Source organism: Methyloceanibacter sp., assembly GCF_050728395.1.
GTDB lineage: Bacteria > Pseudomonadota > Alphaproteobacteria > Rhizobiales > Methyloligellaceae > Methyloceanibacter.
In genome coordinates this window covers 1-16,985 of the sequence record NZ_JBOHJB010000067.1, presented here as the reverse complement: position 1 = coordinate 16,985, position 16,985 = coordinate 1, and the positions used below count along the sequence as shown (strand labels likewise).

The window sequence follows — 16,985 nt, the reverse complement described above, 5'->3', positions numbered from 1 at the left end:
TGGCCTTTTTGAGGATCTCCCGCGTTACGCCAGCGTTGACGACGGCAAAGACGAGGGTTGGGTAACCTATTACCTGATGGTTGCGCCCAACGGCGCGGTTGAACTCACCCGCGCCACGGTCGAGGGTGGTCGCTTCGACAAGTTCATTCAACGCCTCTACCTTTCGGATGGCAGCGATCTGGATGCCGAGCCGAAGCTGTTGGACGAGGAAATCTCGACGGACAATTTCGACCCGCAGGTTGCTCGCAAGTAACCATGGAACTCAAGTTCAATCCGAAGAGGCTCAGCCTCGCCCGACAAAGGCGAAGGCTGACGGGAAAGGGACTCGCATTAGCCGCCAGTATTTCGGCTGTGACGATCTCGCGACTGGAGAATGACGACAACGAGCCAGACGAGGCTACGGTCGCCAAATTGGCATTGTCGCTCAGGTATCCGGTTAGTTTCTTCTATGCCGACGATCCCGAGGAGCTAGACACCACGGCAGTCAGCTTCCGCAGCCTGACCAAAATGAGCGCTAAGGAGCGGGATGCAGCCATAGCAGCGGGACGCTTGGGGTTGGAGGTTAGTGATTGGCTTGAAAGGCAGTTCAACCTACCAGCATCAGATCTGATTGACCTGAGCTATGAGACCAACCCTGAGGCAGCGGCGAAGGCATTGCGGGGTTATTGGGGGCTTGGAGAGCGTCCGATTCCAAACATGCTTGGCCTATTGGAAGTCAAGGGCGTTCGTGTGTTCTCGCTTTCCGAGGCGACAAGAACTGTGGACGCCTTTTCGTTCTGGCGGGACGACCGTCCATTCGTGTTTCTCAACAACTTCAAGACAGCCGAACACAGCATCTATGACTCCGCGCATGAACTCGCCCATCTAGTCATGCATCGGCACGCTGGTTCGCAAACCTCGCGCGCTGCGGAGCGCGAAGCTAATGGCTTTGCCTCAGCATTCTTAATGCCCGCGAATGACGTTCGGTCGCGAATGCCGCGTTTCATCACCGTGGACCTAATCATTAAGGCCAAGTCCCGCTGGCGAGTATCGGCAATGGCGATGGCCTATCGGCTTCACTCATTGGAGCTGATGACGGACTGGCAGTACAAGTCCGCATGTATTGAGCTAGGGCGGCGGGGATTCCGCGCTGGCGAACCAGGAGGGATCGAACGCGAGACTTCTGCGATTTGGCGCAAGGTGCTCGCTCAGCTTTGGAACGAACGCACGACCAAGCATGAGATTGCGGCGACGGTGAACCTTCCGCCCGACGAGCTGGAAGGGCTTATTTGGGGGCTTGCTGGGCCAATGGTTCGCCCGGATAGGGCCGGTAAACCTACTAGTCTACGCATCGTTTAAATTGAACCGTTGTGCTTGACGCTAAGCATAAAAGTTCATATATATGGGGCATGAACAAATTGCCCCTAGAGAAGCGCGTTCAAATCCTCTCCATGCTCTGCGAGGGCAGTTCCATGCGGTCGATTTCCCGCGTGGCCGATGTTTCGATCAACACCGTTTCAAAGTTGTTGGTTGATGCTGGCGAGGCATGCGCAGCCTTCCACAATGAGAAGGTCCGCGCGGTGAAGTCCGAGCGCATTCAGTGCGACGAAATTTGGACCTTCAACTATTGCAAGCAGGCGAACGCGCCCAAGACCAAAAAGCAGACTGATCGGCGTGGCGATGTTTGGACTTGGTCCGCGCTGGATGCCGATAGCAAGCTGATCGTGACGTGGCGCGTAGGGCCGCGCAACAGCGACACGGCCTTTGACTTCATGAGCGACCTAAAGGGACGCTTGGCGAACCGCGTACAGCTTACCAGTGACGGCCTACGCGCTTACATTGACGCAGTCGGCAAGACGTTTGGCGATGACGTGGACTTCGCGCAGCTCGTAAAAATCTATGGCCCCTCCTCCGAAGGGCCGCGCCGCTACAGTCCGCCAGTATGCGTTGGCGCGATCAAGACTGAGATAAACGGTGGTCCCGATCCGAAGCATATCAGCACGTCTTATATCGAGCGTCAGAACCTCACCATGCGAATGAGCATGCGCCGTTTCACTCGCCTGACAAATGCGTTCAGCAAGAAATTCCTGAACCACTGTCACGCGCTCGCACTCTATTTCGTTTGGTACAATTTCTGCCGCCAGCATAAGAGTCTTGGCGGCGTGTCCCCGGCGATGGAAGCGGGATTGTGCGACACGCTTATGAGCATGGAGGACATAGCCGCCCTGATCGAGTTGGCGGCACTGCCTCCGAAGCCCCGAGGCCGCTACCGCACGAAAAAGTTGGGAAATGCGACTAACTTGTAACTTGCCGTTTACCTCCACAATCGCCATATTGGCGCCTCGACTAGGGAGCGGGGGCGAACAAAGCTACCCCAGGAAGCGTTCAGTTAAAGGGCCACCAACATCATGGAGGATGTGATGGTTCGCTATAAGATTGAAGGCTGGGAAGGCCTTCCGTAACAACTACTTGTGAGTCCGTACAACCCCCAGTTATAAAGGTCCGATGGACCAAACGGGGGTCACCCTAACCGTCGGCGGTGTGGCTGCGCTGATAGCCATTTGGGGAGTTGTAACCCAACGGGCCATCGCGCGCAGGCGTGCTACCTTGGACCATATCGCTCGCTGTGAGTCCGACGGCGATCTTATCTACGCCCAAAAGAAATTTGTTGAGCTGGCGACTGCGCCTGGTGGTTTGGGCCCTTGGGCCGAAGTGACTTCTGGCGAAGAAGTACAGTGCATTCGGCTTGTGTTGAACGAGCTAGAGCTTGTCGCTATCGGCATCCAGCGGGGCATTATTGATTACGAACTCTACAAGCGTTGGAAACGGTCAGGCGTAATCCGATCTTGGAATTTTGCCGCGCCATTCATCACCCGCCTTCGCGATAAACTCAAAAATGAGGCTATTTATCAAGAGTTTGAACAGATGGTGTGGTGGATGCGTGGAACTCAGCCACCCCGCCGGCGCAGATGGCTAAGTTATTGGTTCTGAAATTCAAACTGAGACACTACCCAGCGTAGCGCTCCGAGGCTAGAGTTTGGCTATAACGCGACAGTTGCGTTGAAGCGCCGAGTGTTCCCGGGTCTGCCGGAGCGAGCCTCGGCGCTGTTGGTTTCTCCGCCAGGCGCCGCCTTCAAAGCCGGCGCCTATTTCATGCGGCGGCATTGTGCGGCAGCCCTCGCCGTGGCGGGCGCGCGCCCTTCCATGCTAGGTGTCTAGCCCTCGCTTGACGGGGGAATGGACCCGATGCCGAAGATCGCCTCGATCTTGCGCTCCGCCTTGTGCCTCGCCGTCGCGCTGGCCGCCAGTCAAGCGGCTGCGCTTGAATGCGCCGACACGGAAATTTCCGCGCGCGGCCCGACCTTCACTCCGTCGCCGGAGACATCGATGGAAGCCGCCAAGACCGAATGGCTCAAGAAGGCGACCGAGATCTTCAGCGACGCGACGATGGAGACGGCAAAGGATCCCAAGATCATGTGCGCCAGCCAGGGGCTGTACAGCAACTGCACCATCACCGCCGTGCCCTGCGGCACCACGCCCGCTCCCAAAGCAAAGTGACGCGCAGCGCGCCGTCCGCGACAAGGCCTTCACCATTACCGATGAGATCCAAACGGCTCTTCCCGACTGGGAGAGCGTCAAGTACGACTTTGTCCATGGCGACTGGTCGCTGCAGCGCATCGCCGACGCCCATGGCGTTAGCCAAGGCGCGCTCATTCAGCACGCCAAGAAGCATGGCTGGGTGCGGCTCGTCGGCACCAAGCGGCTCCGGCCTGGACCAAGACCACGCGGACCGGGCGAGCCCAAGGCGAAGCGAGCGAGTGTGGAAGACGTTCGCCGCCGCGACATCATCCGCCGGCTGCTTGAAGCGCTCGACAAGAGGCTCATCCATTTGGAGAAGCGTATGGCCCCCGATACAGAGAGCGGCGAGATCCCGCAAAGCGCGGCCGACGCAGAGCGCGATGCGCGGACGTTGAGCGGTCTCGCACGCCTTTACGCGAAGCTCGTCGAGCTCGACGACAGCGCGAGCGCCAAGGGAAAGCCCGATCAAGACAAGAGCGTGATGAAGCCGGAGGCGACCGACGATGCGGACCGACTCCGCCGCCATCTTGCGCTCCGCCTTCACCGACTCAATCAGGCTCGGCACGCTTGAGACCTTTCTTTCCGGCTTGCGCGCGGACGAGCTGACAAGCCTGCATTACGATTTCGAGCTTTGGGCGCGCGACGATCAATTGCCGCCGGCTTTTGCTGGCGGAGGGGGATCGTGGATCACCTGGCTGATGCTCGGCGGCCGCGGCGCCGGCAAGACGCGGGCAGGGGCTGAATGGGTGCGCGCTACTGTGCAGGGCTCCCACGAGGACGCGTCTTCCATGCGCGTGGCACTGGTCGGCGAGACTTTCGCCGATACGCGCGCCGTGATGGTGGAGGGCGTCTCAGGCCTTCTTGCCGTGCATCCTCCGCACGCGAAGCCGCTCTACGAGCCGTCAAAGCGCCAGGTCACTTGGCCGAACGGGGCGATCGCGCAGCTGTTCTCGGCTGACGATCCTGAGTCGTTGCGCGGCCCGCAATTCTCAGCGGCCTGGTGCGACGAGCTGTGCAAATGGCGCCGTCCGGACGAGACCTGGGACATGCTGCAATTTGGCCTGCGCCTGGGGACGCGCCCGCGCCAGGTCGTGACCACGACGCCGCGGCCGACCAAGCTGCTGAAAGCTCTGATCGCCGATCCGCTCACAGCAGTGACGCGCGTCTCCACTTCGGCCAATGAAGCCAATCTCGCGCCGGGCTTTCTCGAGGCGATCGTCGGCCGCTATCGCGGCACCCGGCTCGGGCGGCAGGAGCTCGATGCCGAGCTGCTTGAGGACCGTCCCGACGCATTGTGGCCGCGCGATCTGATCGAGCGGGCCAGGGTGCGGGCTGCGCCAGAGCTTCGGCGCGTCGTAGTGGCGGTCGACCCGCCGGCGTCGAGCGGGGCACATGCCGACGCTTGCGGCATCATCGTTGTCGGACTTGGCGAAGACGGACGGGCCTATGTGCTGGCCGACCGGACGCGCGAGCGGGCGAGCCCTCTTGAATAGGCGCGTGCCGTGGTCCGCGCCTATCGACGCTTCGAGGCGGACCGCATCGTGGCCGAGGTCAATCAGGGCGGCGAGCTGGTCGAGACCGTCATTCGACAGGTCGATGCGAGCGTGCCGGTGCGTTCGGTGCGGGCAATGCGCGGCAAGTGGCTGCGCGCCGAGCCGGTGGCGGCTCTCTACGAGCAAGGCCGCGTCGCTCATGCCGGCACGTTTCCCGAGCTCGAGGACGAGATGAGCGATTTCGGGCCGGACGGATTGTCTGGAGGCGCGAGCCCTGACCGTGTCGATGCGCTCGTCTGGGCGCTCACCGATTTGATGCTGCGCGGGACGCCTGAGCCCCGCATCCGGTGGGTGTAGTAGATTGCTTGGATGGAACGGCACCTTGCTCCCCGCTCCCCCCTTGAGGGGGAGCAGGCTCCGCTCTTGCGGAGCCGAGGGGGGTCAGCAGCGTCTGATTTGATTGAACCCCCCTCCCTATCCCTCCCCCTCAAGGGGGGAGGGGAGAGCGAGCGGCGACGTTGAGCAAATCGGGAAGGTCCTATGCCGACGACACTGCGCGAAAGACTTGCCCGGCTGCTCGGCCTCGAAGGCAAAGCGAGCCGCACGGCGAAGCTGATTGCCTGGACTGCCGGCGGGCAGCCGGTGTGGACACCGCGCGATCTCGCGAGCCTCGCCCGCGAAGGCTTCGCCAAGAACGCCGTGGTCTACCGCTCGGTACGCATGATCGCCGAGGCCGCGGCGAGCGTTCCGCTGTTCCTGTTCGACGGCGAAACCGAAGTCGACGAGCACTCACTGCTTGCGCTGCTCGCCAAGCCGAACCCGGCGCATTGCGCGCCCGATCTGTTCGAGGCCTGGTACGGGCATCTGCTCGTGGCGGGGAACGCGTATCTGGAAGCCGTCTCAGTCAACGGCTCGTTGCGCGAGCTGCATGTGCTTCGCCCCGACCGCATGAAATTGGTGCCGGGGGCAGACGGCTGGCCCGAGGCTTACGACTACACGGTTGGCGGCCAGACCGTGCGCTTCCGCCAGGAGGCCGGTGACGGCGTGCGTCCTATCCTGCATATGGCTTTGTTCCACCCGCTCAACGACCATTACGGCATGAGTCCGCTCGAGGCTGCCGCCGCGGCGATCGACATTCACAATGCGAGCGGAGCGTGGAACAAGGCGCTGCTCGATAATTCCGCCTGCCCCTCCGGCGCGCTCGTCTATAGCGCCAAGGATGGGCAGCTCACCTCCGAGCAGTTCGAGCGGCTGAAGGCCGAGCTCGAAGCAAGCTTTCAAGGCGCGAGGAACGCCGGCAGGCCGCTGCTGCTCGAAGGCGGACTCGACTGGAAGGCCATGGCCTTCTCACCAAAGGACATGGATTTCATCTCGGCGAAGCATGTCGCGGCGCGCGAGGTTGCGCTCGCGCTCGGCGTGCCGCCGATGCTGCTCGGCATTCCCGGCGACAACACCTATTCCAACTACGCGGAGGCCAACCGCAGCTTCTGGCGGCAGACAATCCTGCCGCTAGTGACGCGCACGGCGAAGGCGATTTCGGGCTGGCTTGGCCCAGCCTTCGACGAGGGCGAGAGCCTCGAGCTGCGGCCCGACCTCGACGCCATCGAGGCCTTGAGCACCGAGCGCGAGGCGCTGTGGGAGCGGGTGCGCGTCGCCGACTTTCTTACCATCAACGAGAAGCGCGCCGCCGTCGGCTACGAGCCGGTTGAGGGCGGAGACGAGTTGGTCGCTGCTGCTCCTCCCTAAGAACACCGTCATGCCCGGCCTTGTGCCGGGCATCCAATGGTGAGTCTCGATTGGATTGCCGGGACAAGCCCGGCAATGACGTACTGAAAACAGCTGAGAACAATCATGCTGCAACGCTTCGGCGAGAATCTGCCGGCGCGCGAGGTGAAGTTCGCGCCCTGCGACCTGAAACGGGTCGAGGCCGACGGCACCTTCGCTGGCTATGCGAGTGTCTTCGGCGAGGTCGATCTTGGCCAGGACCTGGTGATGACAGGTGCCTTCCGTGACAGCCTTCGTGCCCGAGGTACGCAAGGGGTCAAGCTTCTGTTTCAGCACGACCCCAACGAGCCGATCGGCGTGTGGCTCGAGCTCTACGAGGACGCCAAGGGCCTGTTCGCGCGCGGGCGGCTGATGCCTGAGGTGGCGCGCGCCCGCGAAGTGTTGAGCCTGATGCGGGCCGGCGCGCTCGACGGGCTCTCCATCGGCTTCCGCACAGTGAAGGGGCGCACCGATCCCAAGAGCGGCGTGCGCCGCCTCGACACAATCGATCTGTGGGAGATCTCCATCGTCACCTTCCCCATGCTGCCCGAAGCGCGGGTGAGCACGGTGAAGCGGCGGGGCATCTTGGATGTCGATAGCGCACGGCTGGCAAGCAAGCTTCGCCGCGGCGCGCGGCTGATGCGCGCGACTTAAGCGAGGGCCGAGGATGGACGCCTTCGCGGCGAGCTGGGAGGTCGGCGCGGGCTGCCGACGCCTGAGCTGGCTCCTGCATGCGAGCGTGGTCGAGGCCAAGCACGCGCAGCTCGCTCACGCCTTCAAGGCTGTCTTCAACCCGAACCAGCCGCGCGTGCCGGCGGGCAATCCCGACGGCGGGCAGTGGGCGGGAGGCGGTGGCGGCACAGCCGCAGGCAGCGATGCAGCGACGGGGGTAATAGCCGGCATTCAGCTCGTCGGCGGGTTTACCGACGATCAATTGGGGCTTACGGTGCAAGGCTTCGTCTCTGGTTATTGCATAGGCTCCATACATCGCATACTGCCCAGCCAATTCCTTGACTCGACAATTGCCGAGGTCATGGCTGCGGCAAAGGAAGGCGATGCCGCCGCGCGGACTTGCTTGAAGCTGCTGCGCCAAGATCGGTTCAGAAAGTAAACTAAAACCATGACGCTCAGCGGCATCAAAGACTTCCTTCCGTTCTTGGAGTTCCTAAGGGACCACAAAATTTGGTTCAGGATCGATTCGTTGCGAGATGACGCCGTCAACGTAGAGATTCACCTTGTCGGGGTGCGTCTTGAGGTCGAGTTCTTCGAAGGCCACATCGAATATAGCTGTTTCACCGGCGATGAGAGGGTACTTGACGACCAGAAGCAGCTGTTCGACCTGATCATCGAACGTGGAACATGACGAGTCTGGCTCCAGTTGGCAAAAAGGTTGGGCAAGTGCTCCTTACCGATTGGGACCCGATCGGCATTTGCGATGTGCCGCAAGCGCACGATGAGTACGATGAGTACGATGAGTACGTACCGCCGATTGCTCGAATGCTTGCTAAGGGCACAACCGCGGTAGAGCTTTCGGACCATTTGCTCAAGATCGAGAGGGATACACTCGGCCTGAAAGGCGATACGGAACGCGCCAGCCGGGTCGCGATGCGCTTGCTGCGCATTCCCTAGGCGAAATACCAACTGCACACACTCGAAACGCAGATGACCGGGGAAGGGCCGGGCATCGCTTCCTTGCACCTTGCGAAGACTGGCCCCCGAGAAAGAGGATGATATGAGCGAACAGCATTTGACCGAAGACATTCATGGCGCAAATTCGCGCGCTCAACACGCGCGCGTGGACCACATCGAGACCAAGGCCGCGAGCGGCTCGAGCGAGGACGTGGCGCTCGCCTTCGACGAATTCATGCGCGCCTTCGAGGCGTTCAAGGCGACCAACGAGGAGCGCATCGGCCAGATCGAGAAGCGCCTTTCCGCCGATGTGCTTACCTCTGAGAAGCTCGACCGCATCAACACTGCGATCGACGAGCACAAGGCCATCGTCGATGAGCTTGCACTGAAGTCGGCGCGGCCGCAGCTCGGCGCCTCGACCTTCCGGTCGACCTCCACGCTTCAGCACAAGGCCGCCTTCGAGGCCTATGTGCGCCACGGCGAAGCCAACGGCCTGCACAGACTCGAGGAGAAGGCTCTGTCGGTTGGCTCAGGCCCTGACGGCGGCTATCTCGTGCCAGCGGAGACCGAGGCCGCCGTGATCCGCGGGGTGAAGAACATCTCGCCGATCAGGGCGATTGCCGGCAACCGCGTGGTGAGCGCCTCCGTCTACAAGAAGCCGTTCGCCATCACCGGGCCCTCGACTGGTTGGGTCGCCGAGACCGCGACCAGGCCTGAGACCAACTCGCCGACGCTTGCCGAGCTCACCTTCCCGACCATGGAGCTTTACGCCATGCCGTCGGCGACGCAGACCCTGCTCGACGATTCGGCGGTGAACATCGATGAATGGCTGGCTGAGGAGGTGCAGATTGCCTTCGCCCAGCAGGAAGGCACGGCCTTCGTCTCCGGCGATGGCACCAACAAGCCGAAGGGCTTCCTTGCCTATACCAAGGTCGCCAACGGCTCGTGGAGCTGGGGCAATATCGGCTATATCGCCACCGGCACCGACGGCGCTTTCGATACGGCCGATCCGAGCGACGATCTCATCGACTTCATCTATGCGCTGAAGTCCGAGTATCGCGCCAACGCCCATTGGGTGATGAACCGGGCGACGCAGGCCACCATCCGCAAGTTCAAGGATGCCGACGGTAATTACATCTGGCAGCCGGCCGAGCGTGCGGATCTTTCGCCGACGCTGATGAACTATCCGGTCACCGAGAGCGAGGACATGCCGAACATCGCGTCGGGAAGCTACTCGATCGCCTTCGGCGATTTCCAGCGCGGCTATCTCGTGGTCGACCGTGCCGGCATCCGCGTGCTGCGCGATCCTTATTCCGCCAAGCCCTACGTGCTGTTCTATACGACCAAGCGCGTCGGCGGCGGCGTGCAGGACTTCGACGCCATCAAGCTTCTGAAATTCGGCACTTCGTAAAGCCTGGCCGGGCCGGCGGCTGCGCCTTAGCGCCCCTCCCACGCGGGCGCGGCCGCCACTTTTTTCGATGCGCTACCACGCTTCGCGCTACTTGAGCGCGAAATGACTTTGCTCAAGGACGATCCATGGCACTGGTGATGACAGCGGCCCCTGCCGCGGAGCCGATCAGCCTGGCCGAGGCCAAGGCGCACTTACGCATCGACGCGAGCGACGAGGATTCGCTGCTCGCATCCTTGATCACCGCAGCGCGGATGTTCGTCGAGCGCACGCTGTCGCTGGCACTGATCACCGAGACCTGGTCGCTCTAGCTCGACGGCTGGCCGCGCAGCGGCTCGATCGCGCTGCCGCTGCACCCCGTGCAGGCGGTAACGGCGGTCAGGGTCTATGACCCCGAGGATACGCCGACCGTGGTGAATAGCGAAACCTACTCCGTCGACGTGCTGTCGGAGCCGGCGCGGCTCGCGCTGTCGGCGGGCGCCGTGCAGCTTTCGCCGGCGCGGCTGCTCAACGCCTTCGAGGTTGCGTTCACCGCTGGCTATGGCGATGACGCCGCCGATGTGCCCACGCCGATCCGCCATGCGCTGAAGCTGCTCGTCGCCCATTGGTTCGAGCACCGCGAGCCTGTGGTCCTCGGTGAGCTACCGCAAGAGGTGCCGGCGACGGTCGCCGGTCTGCTCTTGCCCTATCGGCGGGTGAGGCTGTGACCGAGCTCCGCTCAAGCGACCTTCGCCACCGGTTGACGCTCGAAGAGTTGAGCCGCGTCGCCGATGAAGGCGGGGGCTTTAGCGAAACATGGGTGACGGTCGCCACGCTGTCGGCCGATCTCCAACCCATAAGCGGCAGCGAAACGGTCGAGGCCGACCGGCTGGCCGGCACTGTCACCCACGAAGTGGTGTTGCGCTACCGGGCAGGGGTGGTGCCGGCCATGCGCTTCCGCAAGGGTGCGCGCATCTTCCTGATCATCGCGGTGATCGATGTCGAGGAGCGAAGGCGCTGGCTCAAATGCTGGTGCGAGGAGCGTGAGCTGTGAGGCCTGCCCTGGAGATTCGCGGCCTCGATGCACTGCGAAGGCGTTTCACAGCCCTTGGGACGATGAAGGACCTTGGGCCGGCGCTGCGCGCCGAGGCCGAGGCGGTGGCCGATACCGCGCGCGAAACACTGCGCGAGCGAGATCCCGCGAGCCGGCTGGCGCAGTCCATCAAAATCATCGAGTTGGAGCCGGGAGATCATCCGGCGTTTGCAGTGGGCACCGATGAGCCGGCCGGGTTCTTTCTCGAGTTTGGCACGGCCCGGAGGAGGGCCTTCCCTTGGCTTGTGCCAGCTTGGCACGCTCGTTTACCGGCTGTTAACCATGCCGTCCGAAAGGTAATCGCGGCGGCTTTGAAAGCGTCGGCCAAGGTCTGATCATGGGAGCCTAGAGTTCGCATTGAAGAGGCAGCCCCGCCACCCCATATGGTTAATCGTGGCTTATGGAGACCTGCGATGACGGCAAGTACAGGTTGGTCGCTGCAACGCGGCATCTATCAGGCGCTGGCGAATTCTTCCGAGCTCGGCACTCTCCTCGGCGGCACCCGCATCTATGACGATCCGCCTCAAGCCGCGAGCTATCCCTTCGTCACCCTCGGCCAAAGCCTCGTTCGCGACTGGAGCACGGGCACCGAAGACGGGGCCGAGCACTTGCTGACGCTGCATGTATGGTCGCGTGCCGGCGGCAAGAAGCAGGTGCACGACATCATCGAAGCGATCAAATCGACCCTGCACGACCAGCCTCTGACGCTCGTCGATCACGACCTCGTCAATCTGCGCCACGAATTCTCCGAGGCGCGTCCCGATCCGGATGGCGACACCTATCATGGCATCGTTCGCTACCGCGCGGTGACCGAGCCGGCGCAAGCCGCCGCAGCCTAGTCTCGACTTTCAAGGCAAAAGCCGTTCCCCTGATCTTCGCGCCCATAGGTCGCGGTGCGCGTCTGCTTGCGCTATAGGAGGCTCTCCGAAACGCGAGGGGGGGGGTGACGCTAGCCGATGCCACCTTGGACGACACTGACCGACCTTTTCGAGCGCCTCACCCACCCTGAGGCGCATATGGGAAATTTGCGCGAGGAGGAGTTGCGGCTGGCCGCAGCGGCCTTGCTCGTCCATGCCACGGCCATCGACGGGGAGGTTGCCCCCGAGGAGCGCCGCAAGCTCAAGGCCCTGTTGCAAACGCATTTCGGGCTCGGCGACGATGAAACGCGCCGGCTCATTCGCGAGGCAGAGGTCCGCGAGCAAGACGCCGTCGATCTCTACCGGTTCACCAGCGTCCTTTGCGCCCAGCTCGACCAGGACGGCCGCAAGCAGATCATCGAGATGCTGTGGGAAATCGCCATGGCTGACCGCGTGGTGCACGAGTTCGAGTCGAACCTCGTCTGGCGGGTGGCTGAGCTGCTCGGGGTCTCGGCCCGCGATCGCGTGCTGTTGAGGAAGACGGTCGCGAGCCGGCTTGGCTTGGAGGCTGAGAGCTAGCGGCCACATTGGCCGGGACCACCCAGCCAATCGGTCACCAAGGGGCGGCGTTCCGGCCGCCCTTTTTATTTGCCTGCACTTCCGAACGAGAGGATCTCGCATGACGGCGCAGAAGGGTAAGGACCTGCTGCTCAAGGTCGACGCCGATGGGGCAGGAAGCTTCGTGACGGTTGCCGGCTTGCGGGCGCGCACGCTTGCCTTCAACGCGGCAACCGTGGACGTGACCGACACCGAGTCGGTCGGGCGCTGGCGCGAGCTTCTGGACGGCGCCGGGGTGAAGACCGCGCGCATCACCGGCAGCGGCATCTTCAAGGATGCAAGCACCGACGAGACGGTGCGCCAATATTTCTTCAACGGCACGGTGCGGAACTGGCGGGTGATCGTGCCTGAGCTCGGCACGGTCGAGGGACCGTTCCAGATCGCGAGCCTCGAATATTCGGGCCAGCATGACGGCGAGATCAGCTTCGACATGGGGCTCGAATCGGCAGGCGCGCTCGACTTTACCGCTGCAGCGTAACGGGAGGGGACCATGGTCAATCGGCATCGCGGTGAGATCGAGGCAATCCTCGACGGCAAGAGCTATCGTCTCTGCCTCACACTTGGTGCGCTCGCCGAGCTCGAGCACGAATTTGGCGAGGACGACATGCTCGCCGTGGCCGAGCGCTTCGAGGCGGGACGCATCGCGGCAAAGGACGCGATCCGCATGATCGGGGCGGGCCTGCGCGGTGCGGGCTACGATCTCGATGACGTCGCGGTGGCGGCGATGAAGAGCGAAGGCGGCGCTGCCGGCTTCGTCGACATCGTGGCGCGGCTGCTCGCCGCTACCTTCACGGCGCTGAGACCAGGGGAGGGGACGCACCCTTTGCAGGAGCGCGCGGAGGTGAGGTGAAGCGCGGGGACGAACGGCGTTCGCCAGATCCATTTCCTTGGGACGCGGCGATGACCGCCGGCCTCGGGATGTTGCGGCTTGCGCCCGACGCCTTCTGGTCAATGACGACGCGCGAGCTCGATGCGGCGCTGCGCGGAGCCTTTGGGCTTGTCGCGATACAGCCGGCGATGACACGGTCCGATCTGACGGCGCTGATGGCGGCTTTTCCCGATACCGCCGATACGTGAGGACAAACGGATGGTCGAGCGTATCGATGGAATCAATGTCGGGATCGGCGCCGATGCGGCTCCCTTGCGTAAGGAGCTCACCGAGGCGAGCAGGCTCGGCAGCCGATTCGCCAGCGACCTGACCCGCGCCTTCGAGGACGCTGCGCTCAAGGGACGCTCGCTTGCCGACGTGTTGCGATCGCTTGCGCTCTCGCTCTCGTCCCATGCGCTCGAAGCCGCGCTTGCGCCAATCACGAGCGTGCTCGGCAAGAGCGTCGCTGGGCTGTTCGGCAGCGCGCTGACGGTGCCGTTCGCGAGCGGCGGGGTGATCGCCTCGCCGGTCGCCTTTCCCCTTGGCGGAACCGGACGCATGGGCATCGCCGGCGAGGCTGGGCCGGAGGCCATCCTGCCGCTGTCGCGAGGCGCGGATGGCAGGCTTGGCGTCAAGGCTGGGGGGCACGGCGGTTCGGTCCACATCACCTTCAACGTCACCAGTCCCGACGCCGACAGCTTCCGCCGGTCGGAAGGGCAAATCGCGGCGATGCTCAATCGGGCAGTGACGCGCGGGCAACGGAATTTGTGAACGTGAGAGTTTATTCTGCTCCCCCCTTGTGGGGGAGCACGCGCGCCCTCGGCGCGCGGAGGGGGGTAGGGGCGAGTCAATTTGATTAACCCCCCTCCCTATCCCTCCCCCTCAAGGGGGGAGGGGAGAACGAGCGTCGAGGTCCGAACCAATGGCATTTCATGAGGTGCGCTTTCCGGCGGGGATCTCGCTCGGCGCCACGGGCGGGCCTGAGCGGCGGACAGAGATCGTCGTGCTCGGCTCAGGTGCCGAGGAACGCAACAGCCGCTGGGCCGATTCCAAGCGGAGCTACAACGCCGGCTACGGCATCAAGCGCGTCGACGACCTCCATGCCGTGATCGAATTTTTCGAGGAGCGGCGGGGAAGGCTGCATGGATTTCGCTGGAAGGATTGGTCCGACTACAAATCCTGTCCGCCGAGTGTGAGCACGACGGCGCTCGACCAGGCGATCGGCACCGGCAATGGCGTCAACGCCACCTTCCAGCTTGCCAAGACTTACGGATCGGCCTTCAACCCGTGGGCCAGGGAGATCAAGAAGCCGGTCGCCGGCAGCGTTCGCGTGGCGGTGGCCGGCGTGGAAAAGACGGCAGGCACGCATTTCAATGTCGATCATGCCACCGGCGTGGTCACCTTTACCGGGGGCAACATCCCGACCATGGGACAGGCGGTCACCGCGGGCTTCGAGTTCGACGTGCCGGTGCGCTTCGACACCGACAGGCTGGAAGTCAATTTGAGCCTGATCGAGGCCGGCAGCATCCCGGACATTCCCATCGTGGAGATCAGGCTGTGACAGTCGCACGGCGTTTCCAGTCCCCTCCCCCCTTGTGGGGGAGGGATAGGGAGGGGGGTGTTCGGTATTGCCTGCAGATGAAGCTGACCCCCCTCCTCCGCGCAGAGCGCGGCGTGCTCCCCCTCAAGGGGGGAGCGGAAAGAAGGGGGTCTGCATGAGGGTGTTGCCTGCCGGGCTGCAGAGCCATCTCGACTCCGGCGCCACCACGCTCTGCTGGTGCTGGCGCATCACGCGGAACGACGGGGTGACCTTCGGCTTCACCGATCACGACCGCGACCTTGAGTTCGACGGCACGAGCTTCGAGGCGGCGAGCGGCTTCACCGGCACCGAGATCGCCGGGGCCGTCGGGCTCAATGTGGACACGCTCGACGTGGAGAGCGCGATCACCTCCGACCGGCTGAGCGAGAACGATCTTGTCGCTGGGCTGTTCGACAACGCGCTGATCGAAATTTTCCGCGTCAACTGGCAGGACACCGGTCAGCGCGTGTTGATGCGCTACGGCAATCTCGGCGAGGTCTCGCGCGGGGCCACGCATTTCAAGGCCGAGGTGAGGGGGCTGGCCCATGAGCTGCAGCAGCCGAAGGGGCGCGTCATCCAGTTCGCCTGTGATGCGGACCTTGGCGATCAGCGCTGCACCGTCGATCTCGATCTGCCGGCCTTCAAAGGGACCGGTGCGGTGATGGCTGTCGCCGATCAGCGGACCTTCACTGTCTCTGGCCTTGGTTCTTTCGCCGAGGACTGGTTCACGCGCGGGCTCATGACCTGGACCAGCGGCGCCAATGCCGCCCGCAAGGCCGAGGCCAAGCTGCACTCAAAGCGCGCCGGCGTGGTGACGCTCGAGCTGTGGCAGGCGATGGCCGAGGAGGTGGAGGCCGGCGACGCATTCACTGTTACCGCAGGCTGCGACAAGCACTTCAAGACCTGCAAGGCGAAGTTCGACAACAGCGTGAACTTCCGCGGCTTCCCTCATGTGCCGGGCATCGACTTCGCGCTCGCGGTGCCCGACCGCGGCGGCAAGAATGACGGGGGGCGTATGAATTAGCAGCTATTGCTTGGCCGGCACAGGAAAACTGCGGATCTCGGCGGCGACGTCCGGATGGCTCGCGGCTAGCGCATCGGCGTTGCCGAGCTCGACATCTTCCGACGGAACGACACCAGGCCATTCGGTGCTGGCGCCGAGGAACCAGCGGCGCGTTCCTACGATGCGAGCCGTGTGGAACGTGCTGCCCGGAATGAAGAGCTGCACGCGCTGACCGGCGCGGAGGTCAGCGCCGACCACGGCGAAAGTGTGGGTGCCGTCCTCATGCAGCATCAGCACCTCGATCGGGTCGCCGAGATAGTGGTGATAGAGCTGGTTGTTCTTGATACGGTGCAGCTTCACCGGCGCTGCCGGCGACATCATGAAGTAGAGGGCCGAGCCTAGCGGCCGTCCGTCGGCGAAGGGCGCGGGCAACCCGCCGGGTGCGATCGACAGTTTGCTGAGGTAAGTCTCGCGCACGTAGCCGCAGGTTGCGTTCGGCTCAAGCTTGAGCAGGCTGCGGATCTCGTCGGCACTCAGATCGTCAGCCATTCTACTCACCGGACGTGATGCACGGGATGCCGCGGGGTCGCGGCACCATGAGTCCTGCATCTCCTAGCCGCCAAGGCAAGCACAGTCTCATGACCACGCGCGAGCAGATTGTTGCCGCGGCCCGCGGCTGGATCGGCACACCCTATCACCACCAGGCGAGCGTGAAGGGTGCTGGGTGCGATTGCCTCGGGCTGATCCGGGGGCTATGGCGCGAGCTGCTCGGCGAGGAGCCTGAGGCGATGCCAGCCTATACGCGCGATTGGGGCGACGTGACGGGGTCTGAGCCATTGCTCGCCGCGGCGCGCAGGAACCTCACACCGATTGCGCCCGGCCTCGCGCGACCCGGCGACATTCTCGTGTTCCGCATGCAGGCCGGCGTGGCGAAGCATGCTGGGGTGATAACCGACGTGGGGCACTTTATCCATGCGGTCGAGGAGCTCGGCGTGGTTGAGGTCGCGCTGACGCGCTGGTGGCGGCGGCGCATCGAGGCAGCCTTCAGCTTTCCGGGGGTGAGATGATGGCGGTGGCCGTTCGTCCAACCTTATCCCTCCCCTTGATGGGGAGGGTGGACGCCGGTGCTTTGGCAC

At 63.5% G+C, this 16,985-nt stretch carries 23 protein-coding genes and 3 pseudogenes; 25 read left to right on the top strand and 1 reads right to left on the bottom strand.

What is annotated here, in order from left to right; genetic code table 11:
- The 24 genes and pseudogenes from ACREC7_RS12140 to ACREC7_RS12025 form a co-directional block, all read left to right on the top strand.
- Nucleotides 1–253 (top strand): annotated as a pseudogene (locus ACREC7_RS12140) (hypothetical protein); the annotation flags it as partial.
- 2 nt (nt 254–255) lie between these two features.
- On the top strand, nt 256–1,338 hold the full coding sequence (locus ACREC7_RS12135; protein ID WP_431555945.1) for a helix-turn-helix domain-containing protein: 1,083 nt from the start codon (nt 256–258) through the stop codon (nt 1,336–1,338).
- A gap of 50 nt (nt 1,339–1,388) precedes the next feature.
- Entirely contained in the window at nt 1,389–2,285 is an 897-nt protein-coding gene (locus ACREC7_RS12130; RefSeq protein ID WP_431555944.1) for an IS1 family transposase, read from the top strand.
- Nucleotides 2,286–2,484: 199 nt separating this feature from the next.
- Complete coding sequence (locus ACREC7_RS12125; RefSeq protein WP_431555943.1) at nt 2,485–2,970, top strand: DUF4760 domain-containing protein; 486 nt, start codon at nt 2,485–2,487, stop codon at nt 2,968–2,970.
- A gap of 255 nt (nt 2,971–3,225) precedes the next feature.
- Nucleotides 3,226–3,537 carry a hypothetical protein gene (locus tag ACREC7_RS12120; protein ID WP_431555942.1) on the top strand — a complete coding sequence of 104 codons (312 nt, stop codon included), beginning with the start codon at nt 3,226–3,228 and terminating at the stop codon, nt 3,535–3,537.
- A 262-nt stretch (nt 3,538–3,799) separates the two neighbouring features.
- Entirely contained in the window at nt 3,800–4,129 is a 330-nt protein-coding gene (locus ACREC7_RS12115; RefSeq protein ID WP_431555941.1) for a hypothetical protein, read from the top strand.
- A pseudogene (locus tag ACREC7_RS12110) lies at nt 4,062–5,408 on the top strand (DNA-packaging protein). Before ACREC7_RS12115 ends, ACREC7_RS12110 begins: the two are co-directional and overlap by 68 nt.
- Before the next feature lie 183 nt (nt 5,409–5,591).
- Entirely contained in the window at nt 5,592–6,797 is a 1,206-nt protein-coding gene (locus ACREC7_RS12105) for a phage portal protein (protein WP_431555940.1), read from the top strand.
- A gap of 105 nt (nt 6,798–6,902) precedes the next feature.
- A complete protein-coding gene (locus tag ACREC7_RS12100; RefSeq protein ID WP_431555939.1) occupies nt 6,903–7,469 on the top strand; it encodes an HK97 family phage prohead protease in 567 nt (188 codons plus the stop codon).
- A 13-nt stretch (nt 7,470–7,482) separates the two neighbouring features.
- On the top strand, nt 7,483–7,926 hold the full coding sequence (locus ACREC7_RS12095) for a hypothetical protein (RefSeq protein WP_431555938.1): 444 nt from the start codon (nt 7,483–7,485) through the stop codon (nt 7,924–7,926).
- A 9-nt stretch (nt 7,927–7,935) separates the two neighbouring features.
- Entirely contained in the window at nt 7,936–8,178 is a 243-nt protein-coding gene (locus ACREC7_RS12090) for a hypothetical protein (RefSeq protein ID WP_431555937.1), read from the top strand.
- Nucleotides 8,175–8,444 carry a hypothetical protein gene (locus ACREC7_RS12085; RefSeq protein WP_431555936.1) on the top strand — a complete coding sequence of 90 codons (270 nt, stop codon included), beginning with the start codon at nt 8,175–8,177 and terminating at the stop codon, nt 8,442–8,444. The genes ACREC7_RS12090 and ACREC7_RS12085 overlap by 4 nt, the downstream gene beginning before the upstream one ends.
- Nucleotides 8,445–8,547: 103 nt before the next feature.
- Nucleotides 8,548–9,855, top strand: coding sequence for a phage major capsid protein (locus tag ACREC7_RS12080; RefSeq protein ID WP_431555935.1), 1,308 nt, complete (start codon nt 8,548–8,550; stop codon nt 9,853–9,855).
- A gap of 125 nt (nt 9,856–9,980) precedes the next feature.
- A pseudogene (locus ACREC7_RS12075) lies at nt 9,981–10,559 on the top strand (head-tail connector protein).
- Nucleotides 10,556–10,885, top strand: coding sequence for a phage head closure protein (locus ACREC7_RS12070; protein ID WP_431555934.1), 330 nt, complete (start codon nt 10,556–10,558; stop codon nt 10,883–10,885). Before ACREC7_RS12075 ends, ACREC7_RS12070 begins: the two are co-directional and overlap by 4 nt.
- The gene (locus ACREC7_RS12065) at nt 10,882–11,259 is read left to right on the top strand and encodes a hypothetical protein (RefSeq protein ID WP_431555933.1); all 378 of its coding nucleotides are present in this window, start codon (nt 10,882–10,884) and stop codon (nt 11,257–11,259) included. The genes ACREC7_RS12070 and ACREC7_RS12065 overlap by 4 nt, the downstream gene beginning before the upstream one ends.
- 78 nt (nt 11,260–11,337) lie before the next feature.
- Nucleotides 11,338–11,763, top strand: a complete 426-nt coding sequence (locus tag ACREC7_RS12060) for a DUF3168 domain-containing protein (RefSeq protein WP_431555932.1) — start codon at nt 11,338–11,340, stop codon at nt 11,761–11,763.
- A gap of 117 nt (nt 11,764–11,880) precedes the next feature.
- Entirely contained in the window at nt 11,881–12,360 is a 480-nt protein-coding gene (locus ACREC7_RS12055) for a TerB family tellurite resistance protein (protein ID WP_431555931.1), read from the top strand.
- 100 nt (nt 12,361–12,460) lie between these two features.
- Complete coding sequence (locus ACREC7_RS12050; RefSeq protein WP_431555930.1) at nt 12,461–12,877, top strand: phage major tail protein, TP901-1 family; 417 nt, start codon at nt 12,461–12,463, stop codon at nt 12,875–12,877.
- Between the two features lie 12 nt (nt 12,878–12,889).
- Complete coding sequence (locus tag ACREC7_RS12045) at nt 12,890–13,249, top strand: gene transfer agent family protein (RefSeq protein WP_431555929.1); 360 nt, start codon at nt 12,890–12,892, stop codon at nt 13,247–13,249.
- Nucleotides 13,246–13,476 (top strand): rcc01693 family protein, encoded by a 231-nt coding sequence (locus tag ACREC7_RS12040; RefSeq protein ID WP_431555928.1) that lies wholly within the window; start codon nt 13,246–13,248, stop codon nt 13,474–13,476. The genes ACREC7_RS12045 and ACREC7_RS12040 overlap by 4 nt, the downstream gene beginning before the upstream one ends.
- Before the next feature lie 10 nt (nt 13,477–13,486).
- Nucleotides 13,487–14,038, top strand: coding sequence for a phage tail tape measure protein (locus ACREC7_RS12035; RefSeq protein WP_431555927.1), 552 nt, complete (start codon nt 13,487–13,489; stop codon nt 14,036–14,038).
- 151 nt (nt 14,039–14,189) lie between these two features.
- Nucleotides 14,190–14,828, top strand: a complete 639-nt coding sequence (locus tag ACREC7_RS12030) for a phage distal tail protein, Rcc01695 family (protein WP_431555926.1) — start codon at nt 14,190–14,192, stop codon at nt 14,826–14,828.
- 154 nt (nt 14,829–14,982) lie between these two features.
- Complete coding sequence (locus ACREC7_RS12025; protein ID WP_431555925.1) at nt 14,983–15,870, top strand: DUF2163 domain-containing protein; 888 nt, start codon at nt 14,983–14,985, stop codon at nt 15,868–15,870.
- 3 nt (nt 15,871–15,873) lie between these two features.
- On the opposite strand, the gene ACREC7_RS12020 is transcribed toward ACREC7_RS12025, so the two are convergent.
- Nucleotides 15,874–16,398 carry a cupin domain-containing protein gene (locus ACREC7_RS12020; RefSeq protein WP_431555924.1) on the bottom strand — a complete coding sequence of 175 codons (525 nt, stop codon included), beginning with the start codon at nt 16,396–16,398 and terminating at the stop codon, nt 15,874–15,876.
- A gap of 89 nt (nt 16,399–16,487) precedes the next feature.
- On the opposite strand from ACREC7_RS12020, the gene ACREC7_RS12015 reads away from it, so the two are divergent.
- A complete protein-coding gene (locus ACREC7_RS12015) occupies nt 16,488–16,916 on the top strand; it encodes an NlpC/P60 family protein (RefSeq protein ID WP_431555923.1) in 429 nt (142 codons plus the stop codon).
- Nucleotides 16,917–16,985: the final 69 nt, after the last annotated feature.

Excerpts from the sequence above, each read along its gene's own strand:
- ACREC7_RS12015 (WP_431555923.1), top strand. The coding sequence starts at position 16,488 with ATGACCACGCGCGAGCAGATTGTTGCCGCGGCCCGCGGCTGGATCGGC.
- ACREC7_RS12100 (WP_431555939.1), top strand. The coding sequence starts at position 6,903 with ATGCTGCAACGCTTCGGCGAGAATCTGCCGGCGCGCGAGGTGAAGTTC.
- ACREC7_RS12090 (WP_431555937.1), top strand. The coding sequence starts at position 7,936 with ATGACGCTCAGCGGCATCAAAGACTTCCTTCCGTTCTTGGAGTTCCTA.
- ACREC7_RS12060 (WP_431555932.1), top strand. The coding sequence starts at position 11,338 with ATGACGGCAAGTACAGGTTGGTCGCTGCAACGCGGCATCTATCAGGCG.
- ACREC7_RS12095 (WP_431555938.1), top strand. The coding sequence starts at position 7,483 with ATGGACGCCTTCGCGGCGAGCTGGGAGGTCGGCGCGGGCTGCCGACGC.
- ACREC7_RS12025 (WP_431555925.1), top strand. The coding sequence starts at position 14,983 with ATGAGGGTGTTGCCTGCCGGGCTGCAGAGCCATCTCGACTCCGGCGCC.
- ACREC7_RS12055 (WP_431555931.1), top strand. The coding sequence starts at position 11,881 with ATGCCACCTTGGACGACACTGACCGACCTTTTCGAGCGCCTCACCCAC.
- ACREC7_RS12130 (WP_431555944.1), top strand. The coding sequence starts at position 1,389 with ATGAACAAATTGCCCCTAGAGAAGCGCGTTCAAATCCTCTCCATGCTC.
- ACREC7_RS12125 (WP_431555943.1), top strand. The coding sequence starts at position 2,485 with ATGGACCAAACGGGGGTCACCCTAACCGTCGGCGGTGTGGCTGCGCTG.
- ACREC7_RS12135 (WP_431555945.1), top strand. The coding sequence starts at position 256 with ATGGAACTCAAGTTCAATCCGAAGAGGCTCAGCCTCGCCCGACAAAGG.
- ACREC7_RS12080 (WP_431555935.1), top strand. The coding sequence starts at position 8,548 with ATGAGCGAACAGCATTTGACCGAAGACATTCATGGCGCAAATTCGCGC.
- ACREC7_RS12085 (WP_431555936.1), top strand. The coding sequence starts at position 8,175 with ATGACGAGTCTGGCTCCAGTTGGCAAAAAGGTTGGGCAAGTGCTCCTT.
- ACREC7_RS12045 (WP_431555929.1), top strand. The coding sequence starts at position 12,890 with ATGGTCAATCGGCATCGCGGTGAGATCGAGGCAATCCTCGACGGCAAG.
- ACREC7_RS12030 (WP_431555926.1), top strand. The coding sequence starts at position 14,190 with ATGGCATTTCATGAGGTGCGCTTTCCGGCGGGGATCTCGCTCGGCGCC.
- ACREC7_RS12035 (WP_431555927.1), top strand. The coding sequence starts at position 13,487 with ATGGTCGAGCGTATCGATGGAATCAATGTCGGGATCGGCGCCGATGCG.
- ACREC7_RS12020 (WP_431555924.1), bottom strand. The coding sequence starts at position 16,398 with ATGGCTGACGATCTGAGTGCCGACGAGATCCGCAGCCTGCTCAAGCTT.
- ACREC7_RS12120 (WP_431555942.1), top strand. The coding sequence starts at position 3,226 with ATGCCGAAGATCGCCTCGATCTTGCGCTCCGCCTTGTGCCTCGCCGTC.
- ACREC7_RS12105 (WP_431555940.1), top strand. The coding sequence starts at position 5,592 with ATGCCGACGACACTGCGCGAAAGACTTGCCCGGCTGCTCGGCCTCGAA.
- ACREC7_RS12050 (WP_431555930.1), top strand. The coding sequence starts at position 12,461 with ATGACGGCGCAGAAGGGTAAGGACCTGCTGCTCAAGGTCGACGCCGAT.